The 13,333-nt window shown below is 71.7% G+C and carries 13 protein-coding genes; 5 read left to right on the top strand and 8 right to left on the bottom strand.

Going from position 1 to position 13,333, the window contains the following annotated elements; genetic code table 11:
• Window position 1: 1 nt before the first annotated feature.
• The gene (locus ACMTAK_RS45525; RefSeq protein ID WP_413811581.1) at window positions 2–1,183 is read right to left on the bottom strand and encodes an ABC transporter substrate-binding protein; all 1,182 of its coding nucleotides are present in this window, start codon (window positions 1,181–1,183) and stop codon (window positions 2–4) included.
• 91 nt (window positions 1,184–1,274) lie between these two features.
• Window positions 1,275–2,354: an ABC transporter ATP-binding protein gene (locus ACMTAK_RS45520; protein ID WP_413811580.1), complete on the bottom strand. Its 1,080-nt coding sequence runs from the start codon at window positions 2,352–2,354 to the stop codon at window positions 1,275–1,277.
• Window positions 2,355–2,494: 140 nt separating this feature from the next.
• On the opposite strand from ACMTAK_RS45520, the gene ACMTAK_RS45515 reads away from it, so the two are divergent.
• The 4 genes from ACMTAK_RS45515 to glpK all read left to right on the top strand — a co-directional run bounded on the left by ACMTAK_RS45515 (window position 2,495) and on the right by glpK (window position 6,772).
• Window positions 2,495–2,962: a Zn-ribbon domain-containing OB-fold protein gene (locus ACMTAK_RS45515; RefSeq protein ID WP_413811579.1), complete on the top strand. Its 468-nt coding sequence runs from the start codon at window positions 2,495–2,497 to the stop codon at window positions 2,960–2,962.
• Window positions 2,959–4,149 (top strand): lipid-transfer protein, encoded by a 1,191-nt coding sequence (locus ACMTAK_RS45510; RefSeq protein WP_413811578.1) that lies wholly within the window; start codon window positions 2,959–2,961, stop codon window positions 4,147–4,149. The genes ACMTAK_RS45515 and ACMTAK_RS45510 overlap by 4 nt, the downstream gene beginning before the upstream one ends.
• Window positions 4,150–4,460: 311 nt before the next feature.
• Entirely contained in the window at window positions 4,461–5,225 is a 765-nt protein-coding gene (locus ACMTAK_RS45505; RefSeq protein WP_413811577.1) for an MIP/aquaporin family protein, read from the top strand.
• A 14-nt stretch (window positions 5,226–5,239) separates the two neighbouring features.
• Complete coding sequence (gene glpK, locus ACMTAK_RS45500) at window positions 5,240–6,772, top strand: glycerol kinase GlpK (protein WP_413811576.1); 1,533 nt, start codon at window positions 5,240–5,242, stop codon at window positions 6,770–6,772.
• Between the two features lie 89 nt (window positions 6,773–6,861).
• Here glpK and ACMTAK_RS45495 read toward each other — a convergent pair whose 3' ends face one another.
• Genes ACMTAK_RS45495 through ACMTAK_RS45480 form a run of 4 tightly spaced genes read right to left on the bottom strand, consistent with a single transcriptional unit; the run spans window position 6,862 to window position 10,953 of the window.
• On the bottom strand, window positions 6,862–7,452 hold the full coding sequence (locus tag ACMTAK_RS45495; protein WP_413811575.1) for a GTP-binding protein: 591 nt from the start codon (window positions 7,450–7,452) through the stop codon (window positions 6,862–6,864).
• Window positions 7,433–7,828 carry a DUF742 domain-containing protein gene (locus ACMTAK_RS45490; RefSeq protein WP_413811574.1) on the bottom strand — a complete coding sequence of 132 codons (396 nt, stop codon included), beginning with the start codon at window positions 7,826–7,828 and terminating at the stop codon, window positions 7,433–7,435. The genes ACMTAK_RS45495 and ACMTAK_RS45490 overlap by 20 nt, the downstream gene beginning before the upstream one ends.
• A 15-nt stretch (window positions 7,829–7,843) precedes the next feature.
• Window positions 7,844–8,272: a roadblock/LC7 domain-containing protein gene (locus ACMTAK_RS45485; protein WP_020873578.1), complete on the bottom strand. Its 429-nt coding sequence runs from the start codon at window positions 8,270–8,272 to the stop codon at window positions 7,844–7,846.
• Window positions 8,269–10,953 carry a nitrate- and nitrite sensing domain-containing protein gene (locus ACMTAK_RS45480; RefSeq protein WP_413811573.1) on the bottom strand — a complete coding sequence of 895 codons (2,685 nt, stop codon included), beginning with the start codon at window positions 10,951–10,953 and terminating at the stop codon, window positions 8,269–8,271. Before ACMTAK_RS45480 ends, ACMTAK_RS45485 begins: the two co-directional genes overlap by 4 nt.
• A gap of 366 nt (window positions 10,954–11,319) precedes the next feature.
• Between ACMTAK_RS45480 and ACMTAK_RS45475 the strand changes: the two genes are divergently transcribed.
• Window positions 11,320–11,748, top strand: coding sequence for a hypothetical protein (locus ACMTAK_RS45475; RefSeq protein ID WP_413811572.1), 429 nt, complete (start codon window positions 11,320–11,322; stop codon window positions 11,746–11,748).
• Here the strand turns inward: ACMTAK_RS45475 and ACMTAK_RS45470 are convergent.
• Together ACMTAK_RS45470 and ACMTAK_RS45465 are read right to left on the bottom strand one after the other, a co-directional pair.
• On the bottom strand, window positions 11,696–12,898 hold the full coding sequence (locus ACMTAK_RS45470; protein WP_413811571.1) for an NAD(P)/FAD-dependent oxidoreductase: 1,203 nt from the start codon (window positions 12,896–12,898) through the stop codon (window positions 11,696–11,698). The two genes, ACMTAK_RS45475 and ACMTAK_RS45470, sit on opposite strands and share 53 nt — an antisense overlap.
• Window positions 12,895–13,257, bottom strand: a complete 363-nt coding sequence (locus ACMTAK_RS45465) for a bifunctional 3-phenylpropionate/cinnamic acid dioxygenase ferredoxin subunit (RefSeq protein WP_044579289.1) — start codon at window positions 13,255–13,257, stop codon at window positions 12,895–12,897. Before ACMTAK_RS45465 ends, ACMTAK_RS45470 begins: the two co-directional genes overlap by 4 nt.
• Window positions 13,258–13,333: the final 76 nt, after the last annotated feature.

Below are 13,333 nucleotides of genomic sequence, written 5' to 3'. Positions count from 1 at the left end.
CTCAGCCCTTGACCTCCGTCCAGGCCCGGGTCCACTGGGCGTAGTCGGTGCAGGTGGCGTCCTTGCGGCCGTCGAGGCACTCCTTGATGGGCGTGGTCCAGAAGTGGACGCGCTGGAAGTACTTCTCGTCGTCCGCGTGGAAGATCGCGCAGTGGTTCGGGTCGGAGGTCTCGGCGCACGCCTTACGGTTGGACGGAGCCTCGCCGAAGTACTCCGCGACCTGGGCGTTGACCTTGGGCGAAACGATCCAGTCGAGCCACTTGTAGGCGCAGTTGGGGTGCTCGGCCTCGGCGGACACCATCCAGGTGTCGGACCAGCCGGTGGCGCCCTCCTTGGGGAGCACCGCCTTGACCGGGGTCTTCTCGGCCCTGGTGAGGTTGGCGATGACCTGCCAGGTGGTGCCGATGACGCTGTCGCCGCCCTTGAAGGCGGTGATCTCCTTCTGGTAGTCGCTCCAGTACTCCCCCACCGCCTTGTGCTGCTTCTTCAGCAGGGATACGGCCGCGTCGAGCTGCTTCTGGTCGAGCGCGTAGGGGTTCTTGATGCCGAGCGAGGGCTTGGCGCGCATCAGATAGAGCGCGGCGTCGGCGATGTAGATGGGCGAGTCGTAGGCGGTGACGTGCCCCCCGTACCGCGCGGAGTCGTCGAAGACGGCGCGCCAGGAGTCGGGCGCGGGCTTCACCTTGTCGGTGCGGTACATGAGGAGGTTGGCGCCCCGGCCGTGCGGAATGCCGTACATCCGGCCGTCCTTGGAGTTGAACGGCTGGTTCTTGAGGGCCGGGAAAATGTCCTTGTAGTTGGGGACCAGCTTGGTGTTGACCGGGGCCGCGTCGCCGGAGGCGATGAGGCGCAGGGTGGCGTCGCCGGATGCGGAGACCGTGTCGTACTGCCCGGTCTTCATCAGCGAGACCATCTCGTCGGAGGTGCCGGCCGTCTTGGTGTTCACCTGGCAGCCGGTCTTCTTCTCGAACGGGTGAACCCAGTCCACCTTGGGGTCGTTGGAGCCGTCCTCGGCGTAGCCGGCCCAGGCGATGATGTTGACCTTGCCCTCGCCCTTGCCGAGCTTGTCGGGTGCGTGACCGCCCTTGTCGCCGTCGCCGCCCGAGCCGCACCCGGCCGCGGTCAGCAGCAGCGCGCAGACGGCGGCCGCGGACCTCCACGCAGACGTCTTCCGTTTCCGCATCCGGTCCTCCTCGTCCCACTAGGCACTTGAGGCCCGGCCAGTATCGGGCCGGTGGTGGGCCCTCGCCAGGGTGCCGTCGGCAATGACAAGGTCAACTCGGGACCGGGAAGGCGTCCTTCTCCTCCCAGGACAGCCCGATCTCGCCGTCCTGGCGGGCGGATTGAGGGAGTCCGGTGAGGTTCTGGCGGAGCACGGTGAGCCGGTCGCCGTGCGGAAGCGCGATGGTGAAGCGGGTGTGCGCCCCGGCGTGCACGATGTCGGTGATGCGCCCCGTGACGGTCCGTCGGCCGTCAGCGGATGCCGCGGCTTCGTCGGGCGGCTCCGCGGGGTCCGTGAGCAGGATCCGCTCGGGCCGGATGGAGTACGTTCCGGGGCGGCCCACGACACGCACCGCCGCCTCGCCGCGCAGCAGGTTGGTGGTGCCGACGAAGCCCGCGACAAAGGCGGTGGCGGGGCGTTCGTACACCTCGACCGGCGGGCCGGTCTGCTCGACGCGGCCGTCGCGGACCACGGCGATGCGGTCGCTCATGGTCAGCGCCTCGTCCTGGTCGTGGGTGACCAGGAGGAAGGTGATGCCGGTGGTGCGCTGGAGCTCCTTGAGCTCGGTCTGCATCTCCTGCCGCAGCGCCAGGTCGAGCGCGCCGAGCGGTTCGTCGAGCAGCAGCACGGCGGGCCGGTCGACGAGGGCGCGGGCGAGTGCGACACGCTGGCGCTGGCCGCCGGAGAGCTCGGCGGGGCGGCGGGCGGCGAAGCCGCCCAGCCGTACGGTGGTCAGCGCCTCGCGTGCGCGGGCGAGCCGCTCGGCCTTGCGGACGCCGCGCACGGTCAGGGCGTAGGCCACGTTCTGCTCGACGCTCATATGCGGGAAGAGCGCGTAGTCCTGGAAGACGGTGTGTGCGTCGCGGCGATTGGGAGGCCTCGCGGTGACGTCCTCCCCGGCGAGTTCGATACGCCCCGCGGTGGGCTGTTCGAACCCCGCGATCAGCCGCAGCAGGGTGGTCTTCCCCGAGCCGGAGGGGCCGAGCAGCGAGAAGAACTCGCCCTCGCGGACGGTGAGATCGACGGCGTCCACCGCGCGCACCGTCCCGAAGTCCTTGGTGACGGCATCGAGCCGGACGGCCGTGCGCGTCGTCGTGGTCCCGGTCCGCGTCCTGGTCTCCGTCTCCGCCATCGACCGCTCCCCTCGCCCGTCGGCTGATCAGGGCCGTGATCGCGGCCCGTGACCGCGGTCACTGTACCGGGGTTACGCGCGCCGCGGTCCCCGTGCCACACTTCTGACGCATCGTCAGTTACCAGGTATCGGGAGGGACCGTGTCCCCCACACATGTGCCCGTGGTCGACGGGTGGTTCACCGCCGAGGGCGGGGAGTTCCGCCTGCTGGGGACGTGCTGCCGGGACTGCGGGGCGGTGTACTTCCCCCGGGAGGACGCCTTCTGCCGTGCCCCGGGCTGCTCCGGCACCGAGCTGGCGGAGGTTCCGCTGTCCCGCCGCGGGCGGGTGTGGTCCTACACCGACGGCCGCTACCGGCCACCCGCCCCCTACCCGTCCGACCCCGAGCGCACATGGCGGCCCTGCACACTGATCGCCGTGGAGCTGGCCGCCGAGCGGATGGTGGTGCTGGGGCAGGGCGCCCCCGGGGTGGCCCTGGCCGATCTGGCCATCGGCATGGAGGTCGAGGTGGTGCCGGGGGTCCTGGCCGAGGAGGACGGACGCACCCTCACCACCTGGCATTGGCGGCCCGTTCCCGACGGGCGGCCCGTTCCCGGGGAGGCGTCATGACCCGTGAGGTGGCGGTGCTCGGCGCCGGGATGCACCCCTGGGGGAAGTGGGGCCGCGGCTTCGTGGAGTACGGCACGAAGGCGGCGCGGGCCGCGCTCGCGGACGCCGGGCTCGAATGGTCCGCGATCCAGTCCGTGGTCGGCGCCAACACCGTGCGCTGCGGCTATCCGGGGCAGGTCGCGGGCGCGACCTTCGCCAAGGCGCTGGGCTGGCAGGGCGCCCGTGTCACCAGCGTGTACGCGGCCTGCGCGTCCGGCGCGCGGGCCATCGACACCGCCCGCGCCCAGATCCTGTCGGGCATGGCGGACACCGTGCTGGTGGTGGGCTCCGACGCGGCGCCCAAGGGGTTCTTCGCCCCCGCGGGCGGTGAGCGGCCGGACGATCCGGACTGGCTGCGCTTCCGGGTGCTGGGCGCCACCAACCCCGCCTATTTCGCGCTCTGGGCACGCCGCCGGATGGCGCTGTACGGCGACACGGCCGAGGACTTCGCGCGGGTGAAGGTGAAGAACGCGGCCGCGGGCGCCGCCAATCCGTACGCCCGCTACCGCTCCACCGTCACCGCCGAGGAGGTCGCCGCGTCGCCGGTGGTCGCCGATCCGCTGCGGCTGCTGGACATCTGCGCGACCTCCGACGGGGCGGCGGCGCTGGTGCTCGGCAGCGTGGAGACGGCGCGGCGGCTCGGGATGGCGCGCCCGGTCCGCATCCGCGCCGTCTCGTCGGTCTCCCCCACCCATCCGCGCACCGCGCTGGACCTGCCGGACATCGCCACCGACTCCGCCCCGCCGGGCTCCCCCGCGCCCGATCCGTTCCGGCCGTCCATCGCGCGCGCGGCGTACGAGGAGGCGGGTCTCGGACCGGAGGATCTGTCACTGGCCGAGGTGTACGACCTGTCCACGGCCCTGGAGCTGGAGTGGTACGAGGACTTGGGGCTGTGCGCGCCCGGGGAGGGCGCGAAGCTGCTCCGCGAGGGGGCGACGGCGCCGGGCGGGCGGATTCCGGTCAATCCGAGCGGGGGGCTGGCGTCCTTCGGGGAGGCGGTCCCGGCGCAGGCCATCGCCCAGGTGTGCGAGCTGACCTGGCAGCTGCGCGAGCAGGCGGGCGAGCGGCAGGTGCCGGGCGCGCGCGCCGGAATCACCGTCAACCAGGGGCTGTTCGGACACGGTTCGTCGGTCGTCGCGGTCCGCTGAGCGGCGCCCGAGCGGCAACCGCCCGGTGGCCACCAGGTGGCTGTTCAGTGGCTGCCCGGTGTCCAAGTGGTGCCCCGATGCGCGGCGATACCAGGGCAACGCCCTTACGGTTGTCACGAACACCGTTGCCGTCCATCACCTTGACGCCCTCTGACCCCCGGTGAACACTGCTGCGGTGTCAGTCGGCGTCGCCGCGCGCAGACTCTCTCCACGGCCACCCCCATGGGCGATTCCGATGCACCCGCACGCTCGAAACGACCCAGCACGGAGGACCGGGGCCGACCGCCCCGGGCGAGGTCCTAGGAGCCGCCATGAGCAATGGGGACATCTTCACCGGTGAGGTCATCGGCACCGCGATACTGATTCTCTTCGGCGCCGGTGTGTGCGCCGCCGTCACGCTGAACCACTCCAAGGCCAAGTCGGCCGGGTGGATCGTGGTCGCCTTCGGCTGGGGCTTCGGCGTCATGGCCGGCGCGTACACCGCGGCCCCGCTGTCCGGCGCCCATCTCAACCCGGCGGTGACCGTGGGCGTCGCCGTGGACACCGGAGACTGGGACAAGGTGCCGCTCTACATCCTCGGTCAGCTGGTGGGCGCCGTGATCGGCGCGGTGCTGACCTGGGCGCTGTACTACGCGCAGTTCGCCGCCAACGCCGATGAGAAGACCGCCCTGCCCACGCTCGGGGTCTTCTCCACCGTCCCGGAGATCCGGAACCCGGTGGCCAACCTCGTGACCGAGATCATCGCGACGGCCGCGCTGGTGCTGCCGCTGCTCGCGTTCGGCCAGGTCGACGGCATCGGAATCGGCCCGGTCACCGAGGCCGGCGGTACCGTGGTCCTCGGCTCGGGCATCTCCGTCCTGCTCGTCGCCTTCCTGGTGGTCGGCATCGGCCTCTCCCTGGGCGGGCCCACCGGCTACGCCATCAACCCGGCGCGCGACCTCGGGCCGCGCCTCGCCCACGCCCTGCTGCCCATCCCCAACAAGGGCACCTCGGACTGGGGTTACGCCTGGATACCGGTGGTGGGCCCGCTGATCGGGGCCGTGCTGGCGGGGCTCGTCTTCAACGCAGCCTTCTGACCGAAGGAGACGCCATGCCGCATCCGACGGACACGTACGTCGCCGCGATCGACCAGGGCACCACTTCCAGCCGCTGCATCATCTTCGACCGGAACGGCGCGATCGTCGCCGTCGACCAGCGCGAGCACCGCCAGATCTTCCCCAAGCCCGGCTGGGTGGAGCACGACGCCACCGAGATCTGGTCCAAGGTGCAGGCCGTGGTGGCCGGTGCGCTGGCCAAGGCGGGGCTGCGGGCCGACGAGCTGACCGCGCTGGGCATCACCAACCAGCGCGAGACGACGGTCCTGTGGGACCGCCGTACCGGCAAACCGGTGCACAACGCGATCGTCTGGCAGGACACCCGCACCTCCGGCCTGTGCGAGGAACTCGGCGGCGAGGTGGGGCAGGACCGCTTCCGGGACACCACCGGGCTGCCGCTGGCCAGCTACTTCTCCGGGCCCAAGGCCGCCTGGCTGCTGGACCATGTGCCGGGGCTGCGCCGCCGCGCCGAGATGGGCGAGATCGCCTTCGGCACCATCGACTCCTGGCTGATCTGGAACCTCACCGGCGGCACCGACGGCGGGGTGCACGTCACCGATGTGACCAACGCCGGACGCACCCTGCTGATGGATCTGCGGACCCTCCAGTGGGACACCTCGATCCTCTCCACGATGGGCCTCCCGGAGGCGATGCTGCCGGAGATCCGCTCCTCCGCCGAGGTGTACGGCACGGCGGTCGGGCAGCTGGCCGGGGTGCCGGTGGCCTCCGCGCTCGGCGATCAGCAGGCCGCCGTCTTCGGCCAGACCTGCTACGGCGTCGGCGAGGCCAAGAACACCTATGGCACCGGCAGCTTCCTGCTGCTGAACACCGGCGAACGCCCGGTGCCCTCCAAGAGCGGACTGCTGACCACGATGGGCTACCGGCTCGGCGGCGAGCGGCCCGTCTACTGCCTGGAGGGATCGATCGCGATCACCGGCGCGCTGGTGCAGTGGTTCCGTGACCAGCTGGGCATCATCCGCTCCGCCGACGAGATCGAACCGCTCGCGGCGAGCGTGGACGACAACGGCGGGGCGTACATCGTCCCGGCCTTCTCGGGGCTGTTCGCCCCCTACTGGCGCTCGGACGCCCGCGGTGTGATCACCGGCCTCACCCGCTATGTCACCAAGGCGCATCTGGCCCGTGCCGTCCTGGAGGCCACCAGCTGGCAGACGCGCGAGGTGGTCGACGCGATGTACCAGGACTCCGGGGTGCGGATCAGCACGCTCAAGGTCGACGGCGGTATGACCGCCAACGACCTGCTGATGCAGCATCAGGCCGATGTGCTGGGCGTCCCGGTGATCCGTCCGGTGGTCGCCGAGACCACCTGTCTGGGCGCGGCGTACGCGGCCGGGCTCGCCACCGGCGCCTGGCAGGACCTGGACGAGCTGCGGGCGCACTGGAAGCGGGATGCCGAGTGGACCCCGCGGATGACCGAGGAGGAGCGGGCGCGCGAGTACGGCAACTGGCGCATGGCGGTGGAGCGCAGCTTCGGCTGGCACCGGGAGGGGCAGCGGGCCGAGGGCTCCTGAGCCGCACCCGGCACCGGCGAACGGCGGCCTTGTACGGCCGACGCGAACGGCGGCCCGTACCCCGGATGGCGGGGTGCGGGCCGTGCCGTTCAGCCCCGCGCGGAAGCCAGCATCGCGTGCTCCACCACCGAGATCAGCACATGCTTGGCCGACTCGCGCTCCCGGGCGTCGCACAGGACGACCGGGGTGCCCGGGTCGAGGTCCAGGGCGTCCCGCACCGAGTCCTCCGGATAGCGGTCGGCCCCCTCGAAGCAGTTGACCGCCACGGTGAAGGCGATGTCCCGCCGCTCGAAGTAGTCGATGGCGGCGAAGCAGTCCTCGAGCCGGCGGGTGTCGGCCAGCACCACCGCGCCCAGCGCGCCGGTGGCCAGCTCGTCCCACAGGAACCAGAACCGGTCCTGGCCCGGTGTGCCGAAGAGATAGAGCACCAGGTCCTCGCGGAGCGTGATGCGCCCGAAGTCCATGGCGACGGTGGTGGTCGTCTTGGACTCCACCCCCGCGATGTCGTCGACCGGCCGGCCCGCCTCGGTGAGGATCTCCTCGGTGCGCAGCGGTCTGATCTCACTGACCGCGCCCACCAGGGTCGTCTTGCCCACCCCGAAGCCGCCGGCCACCAGTATCTTCAGCGTGACCGGTTCGACGATATGAGGGCGGCCCAGCTCAGAGTGCCCGTAGCCCATTGATCACCTCGCGCAGAATCCTCTCGTCCGGCAGTTCCGCCGGAGGTACGGGCCGGGACACTCGGACGAGTGCGGCGTGGAGCAGATCGCCGATGAGCACACGGATCACGCCGATCGGAAGGTCGAGCTCGGCCGCCAGTTCGGCGACGGACTGCGGGCTGTCCCGGCTCAGTTCGACGATGTCGATGTGTTCCGGGGACAGCGTCTGGTCGGCGACGGTCCGGTGGGTCGCGCCGTCGGCGACGACGACAGCGATCAGATCCAGCTTCTCCTCGGCGGCGCTGCGGGTGCGTCCCCGCGTCATCGCATAGGGCCTGACCACCGGTCCCGCCGCGTCGTCGAACCACCGGGCGGCCCGCTCCGGGTCTCCGCTCATTTCCCCCGGCCTCCGTCACCCGGTGGAGCGCGGGGCCGAGCCCAGATGCACGCCCACCCGCTTGACCAGCAGCGTCATCTCGTACGCGATCTGGCCCACATCGGAGTCGGCGTCGGCCAGGACGGCGAGACAGCTGCCGTCGCCGGCCGCGGTCACGAACAGGAAGGCGTCGTCGAGCTCGACGATGGTCTGCCGCACCCGGCCGACGTCGAAGTGGCGGCCGACGCCCTTGGCGAGGCTGTGGAAGCCCGAGGCCACGGCGGCCAGGTGTTCACCGTCCTCCCGGGACAGATCGCGTGAGCCGCCCGTGAGGAGCCCGTCCCCGGACAGCACCAGCGCCTTGCGGATGCTGCCCACTCTTCCGACCAGTTCGTCCAGCAGCCAGTTCAGCTCGCCCGACGCGTTGGGCGATCCGTTGGGCGCTGCGGCGTTCGATGCGGTCATCGACCGTCCCCCTCTTGTGTCGTTCCCGGACTTACGTCCGCGCCTCCGGATCCGGTGGCCGACTGCCGCCGACCGCGCTGCCAACCCCGTTGGAGCGAGGCCATGGTGGCCCTCGCCTGCTCGGCTTCGCGCTCGGGATCGTTCTCGGCAGGGGTTCGGTCGTCGGTCGGGGGTGCGGGGTCGTTCTTCAGCTGCGGGGCCAGGCTCGCCTGCCGAACCCGCTTGGGGAGGCCGGAGGCCGCCCGCTGGGTGGGCACCGGACTCTGCTCCGGTCCCCGCCGCTCCGGCCCCGTGCGCCGCGGGCCCTGGTCACGGCCCTGGGCCTGGTCCTGGCCCTGGCGCTCGGAGCGCTCGGCCCAGGACGGCTGCCCCGGGCCCTGGATACGGCTCTGCCGTCCGCCGGACGTGTCCTCGACCGGCCGGCCGTGGTCGGCGACCAGGACCGGCGGGACACGGCGGGGCAGCGGCGCGGGGCCGCCGCCCGGTTCGGGTTGCGGGCCGTCCGGAGCCTGCTGATGCTGCTCCACGGTGGACGGAACGGGTCCGGTGCGCGCGGACTGGCGTGTCTTGAGGCCACGGGCGCGGAAGATGCCGCCCACTTCGTCGTCCTCGTCGGCGTCGTCGTGGTGGGACTCGTGCGTCAGGGACGCGGTCAGCGAGGCGAGCTGGGAGGCCGACTCGGCCTCGTCGGCGGGCCCGAGCCGGACGTCGCCCACTCCGCGCCGCGCGGTGTCGGTGTGACGGCCGCCGGTGTCGCGGTCGTCGGTGTCCCCCCGGGCGCCGTCGTCGGTGAGGAGGCTGGAGGGGATGAGCACGATGGCCGTGGTGCCGCCGTACGGGGAGGGCTGGAGCGAGACCCGCACCCCCTGCCGCTGGGCGAGCCGGCTGACCACGAACAGCCCGAGCCGGTCGGTGTCGGACAGCTCGAACTCGGGGGTCTCGGCCAGCCGGAGGTTGGCCTCCAGCAGCGCGTCGGGCGTCATGCCGAGACCGCGGTCGTGGATCTCCAGGGTGAAGCCCTTGGCGACCCGCTCGCCGTGCACCTGGACGGCGGTGTGCGGCGGCGAGAAGACGGTGGCGTTCTCCAGGAGTTCGGCGACGAGGTGGGTGAGGTCGCCGACGGCCGGGCCGACGACCGCGATCCGGGGCAGCCGGCGGATCTCGATCCGCTCGTAGTCCTCCACCTCGGCGACGGCGGCGCGCACGACGTCCATCAGCTGGATCGGCTTGCGCCACTGCCGGGAGGGGGCCGCGCCGGAGAGGATGACCAGCCCCTCGGCGTGCCGCCGCATACGGGTGGTCATGTGGTCCAGGCGGAACAGGTCGGACAACTCGTCGGTGTCCTCGGTGCGCCGCTCCATGGTGTCCAGGAGGGTGAGCTGACGGTGCAGCAGCACCTGGCTGCGGCGGGCGAGGTTGACGAAGACCTCGGAGACGCCCTGGCGGAGTTCGGCCTGTTTGACGGCGGCCTCGACGGCGGCCCGCTGGAGGGTGTTGAGGGCCTGGCCGACCTGGCCCATCTCATCGGGGCCGTAGTCCAGCCGGGGCGCCTCGGTCTCCACGTCGATCTGCTCGCCCGCGCCGAGGCGGCGCATCACGCTCGGCAGCCGGACGCTGGCGACCTCCTGGGCGTCCCTGCGCAGCCGGGACAGATCGCGGACCAGGCTGCGGCCGATCCGGAACGAGACGAAGACGGAGACGATGAGGGCGACCAGGCCGAGGATGCCGGCGATGCCCGCCTTGAGCATCACGCTGCTGGCCACCGGGTCGATGCGCTTCTGGAGCCGGTCGGTGGCCTCGTCGCCCAGCCGGTCGTAGTCGTTGAGGACGGGCTGGGCCGCGGCCTCCCAGTGCTCCTGGTCCAGCGATTTGATGGCCGTGGCGGGGTCCATCGAGGAGAGGATCTTGCCCTCGGCCACCCGCAGGGCGGCGGGGGCGGCGTTGGTGCGCCGGTAGTCGGCGAAGACCTTCTGCTCGGAGTCGGGGAGGATCGGGAGGTTGATCTCGTAGAGCAGGGTGCGCTCGGCGATGAGGTCGGACATCGCCTGAAGGTCCGCCAGCGTCATCTTGCGCGCCGTCAGCGCCGAGACGTACAGCGCGTCCTCGCGGGAGAGCGCCTCCCGGGCGCGGATCATGGCGACCAGCGCGCGGCCCTGTTTGTCGAGGTCGGTGTCGGGCACCGCGTGGAGGGAGCTGCGGAAGGTGTAGCAGAGGTCGACGAGCTTGTTGTAATACTCATACGCCTGGGTCGAGGAGATGCCGTCGTCCTCGACCTTGCGGCGCAGACTGTCCAGTCCGTCCGCGGCCTTGAGGATGTTGTCGAGCTGTTCCTCGGAGTCGTCGTTCATCTTGCCGTGCACATCGCCGTCCGACTCGGCGGCCCGCAGCATGTCGATCGCCTGGTCGGTCTTGCGCTGCAGGGAGTGGAGCACGGGCAGGGCGTCCGACTGGCGCGGATCGGCCAGCAGGATGAGCGTCTGCCGGCGCTCCTTCTGGACGGCGTGCACCGCGTCCTCGGCCGGCTGGCCCGCCTTGTCGATGATGTCGGACGCGTCCAGCAGTTGCATTGCCTCGCGACCGGTGATCACCGTGGCGAACGCCCATATCGCCGTCAGTGACACGAGCGGCACCAGCAACAGCGCCACGATCTTCCTGCGGATGGACTTACCGCGAAAGCGCATGGCCTCCCTAACGTCAACCCCGAATTCCAGGGGCGGGGTTCCGAGTTCCGACATCGAGCGGGCGCGAGCCTACTACTGCCGGTTGGACAGTTCGAAGGCATGTCCACTTGATGCAGGGAGTCCCTTACAGTCCGTGATCGGGAGTTGTCGGGCGATTCCCCGACTTACCCCCCGCCGCTCGGCGCCCCTCCCCCGGACCCCGCATGCGGCCATTCGGCCGCGCTTGGCTTGTTTTCCCCTCCTCAGGGGAACCCGTGGTCGGTGCCATTCGTGATCCAACGGGGCACACTAGGGGGGCATACGACCCAAGTCCCGCTATCTGACTCGGCCGCACCGGGGCAGAGCACGGAAAGGGGTGGGAGCGTCATGGACGCGATGGACAAGGATCGCGACATCCCGGCGTACGGGGTCCGGCCGTTGTGGACCGAGGAGCCGGCGCGCGGGCGGCGGCTGCCCGATCCCGTCCGCACGGCGGCGGTGCGGGCGGTCATCATCATCGCCGTGACCCTGGTGGAGGTGATGGTGGCCCTGCTGTGCACCCTGGCGGGCTCGTGGTCCGCCTTCCCCGTCGTGCTCGCCACGGTGGCGAGCACGGTGGTGGCGACCTGGGGGGTGCTGGACGTGTGGGTGACCCGGCAGGTCTGGCGCCAGCGCTACGGAGTGGTGTCCCGGCCCAGCAGCACGGCCCGCGAGATGCGCCGCCTGCGCCGCCGGGAACGGGCCCGTGAGGCGGACCCGACGGTCACCTCCCGGCCGGCTGCGGAGCGCGGGCCAGCTCGCGGCGCAGCCGCATGAAGGGCCGGGGCCGGTCCACGCCGAGGGCGGCGGTGGGAATCCCGTCACGTTCGTAGACGGCGAGGAAGCCGCCGCCGTCGGCCGGGTCCCCCTCGAGGATCCGGACCGCGTCCCCGGATTCGCGCCGCCCGGCGTACTGGATGCGCGCGCCGTACTGGTCGGACCAGAAGTAGGGGAGCGCGTCGAAGCGTTCGACGGTGGACCCGGCGAGCAGATTGCGGGCGGCCACGTCGCCCTGGAGCATGCCGCTGGTCCAGTGCTCGGCCCTGACGGTGCGGGCGGTGCCCGGCCGGTCCAGCCGGGCCACGTCCCCGACGGCCACGACATTGGGCAGCGCGGTGACACAGCCCTCGTCGCACCGCACCCCGTCGTCCAGGGCCAGACCGGAGCCTTCCAGCCACCCGGTGACCGGACGCACCCCGACGCCGACGACCACCACATCGGCGGGCAGCACCCGCCCGTCGGAGAGCTCCACACCGGTTACCCGGCCGGCTCCGCGCAGACCGGCCACACCGGTGCCGCACAGCAGCGTGACCCCGCCCCGCGCGTGCAGCCCGGCGCACACCCGGGCCATCTCCTCGCCCAGTTGGGGCACCAGCGGCAGCGGCGCGGCCTCCACGACGGTGACGTCGAGCCCGAGAGCGGCGCAGGAGGAGGCCACCTCGGCGCCGATGAAGCCCGCGCCGATCACCACCGCCCGCTCGGCGCCCGCGCGCAGCTCGGCGCGGAGCCGGAGCGCGTCGTCGAGGGTGCGCAGGGTGTGCACTCCGTCCAGCGGCGGGAGGGGCAGCGTCCTGGGCGTGGCGCCGGTGGCGATGACGACGCCGTCGGTGCGCAGGGCGCGGCCGCCGGTGAGACGGATCTCCCCGGCCGCGGTGTCCAGCGCCTCGGCCCGGACGCCGAGCAGCCACTCGGCGTTCAGCTCGGCCTCCTCCTCGAGGTCGGTGAGGGCCAGGGGTCCCAGACCCTCGCCCGGGTCGCCGTCCCCGGTCAGGAACTCCTTGGACAGCGGCGGGCGGTCGTAGGGGCGGTGGTGCTCCTCGCCGACGACGACCAACCGCCCGTCGTACCCCTGGGAGCGCAGGCCCCGCGCCGCGTGCAGACCCGCGAGCGAGGCCCCGACCACGGTGACCGTCCTGACCGCCGTCATGCCACGGCTTCTTCGGGCGCCGCGTGCACGGGCTGGCCGGGAACGGTCTGCACCGCGGGGTGGACATACAGCATTCCGTCCACGACCGTGACAGCGTGGGTCCGTACGGGCTTACGGGCGGGCAGACAGGTCGGCTCGCCGGATCGCAGATCGAACAGCGCGGCGTGCAGCGGGCATTCCACGTAGCAGCCTTCCAGCCACCCGTCGGAGAGGGAGGCGTCCTGGTGGCTGCAAGTGTCATCGATGGCGTAGAACGCACCGTCGGTGTGGAACACCGCGATCGGCGCGGTGGCATCGCCGGCCTCGATACGCACCGACTCACCCTCCGGCAGGTCCTCGATACGGCAGACGGGAATCATTGGCCCCCCTCACGTTGATCGGTATCATGCGTTGTGGATAGTGCACTGAAAAGCGCGATGCGCAACAGAATCCAGA

The sequence above is a fragment of the Streptomyces lacaronensis genome, assembly GCF_047337785.1.
GTDB classification, from domain to species: Bacteria; Actinomycetota; Actinomycetes; order Streptomycetales; family Streptomycetaceae; genus Streptomyces; species Streptomyces lycopersici.
This window is presented reverse-complemented; position numbering and strand designations above follow the sequence as displayed.

Excerpts from the sequence above, each read along its gene's own strand:
- ACMTAK_RS45525 (WP_413811581.1), bottom strand. The coding sequence starts at position 1,183 with ATGCGGAAACGGAAGACGTCTGCGTGGAGGTCCGCGGCCGCCGTCTGC.
- ACMTAK_RS45520 (WP_413811580.1), bottom strand. The coding sequence starts at position 2,354 with ATGGCGGAGACGGAGACCAGGACGCGGACCGGGACCACGACGACGCGC.
- ACMTAK_RS45510 (WP_413811578.1), top strand. The coding sequence starts at position 2,959 with ATGACCCGTGAGGTGGCGGTGCTCGGCGCCGGGATGCACCCCTGGGGG.
- ACMTAK_RS45505 (WP_413811577.1), top strand. The coding sequence starts at position 4,461 with ATGAGCAATGGGGACATCTTCACCGGTGAGGTCATCGGCACCGCGATA.
- glpK (WP_413811576.1), top strand. The coding sequence starts at position 5,240 with ATGCCGCATCCGACGGACACGTACGTCGCCGCGATCGACCAGGGCACC.
- ACMTAK_RS45495 (WP_413811575.1), bottom strand. The coding sequence starts at position 7,452 with ATGGGCTACGGGCACTCTGAGCTGGGCCGCCCTCATATCGTCGAACCG.
- ACMTAK_RS45490 (WP_413811574.1), bottom strand. The coding sequence starts at position 7,828 with ATGAGCGGAGACCCGGAGCGGGCCGCCCGGTGGTTCGACGACGCGGCG.
- ACMTAK_RS45485 (WP_020873578.1), bottom strand. The coding sequence starts at position 8,272 with ATGACCGCATCGAACGCCGCAGCGCCCAACGGATCGCCCAACGCGTCG.
- ACMTAK_RS45480 (WP_413811573.1), bottom strand. The coding sequence starts at position 10,953 with ATGCGCTTTCGCGGTAAGTCCATCCGCAGGAAGATCGTGGCGCTGTTG.
- ACMTAK_RS45475 (WP_413811572.1), top strand. The coding sequence starts at position 11,320 with ATGGACGCGATGGACAAGGATCGCGACATCCCGGCGTACGGGGTCCGG.
- ACMTAK_RS45470 (WP_413811571.1), bottom strand. The coding sequence starts at position 12,898 with ATGACGGCGGTCAGGACGGTCACCGTGGTCGGGGCCTCGCTCGCGGGT.
- ACMTAK_RS45465 (WP_044579289.1), bottom strand. The coding sequence starts at position 13,257 with ATGATTCCCGTCTGCCGTATCGAGGACCTGCCGGAGGGTGAGTCGGTG.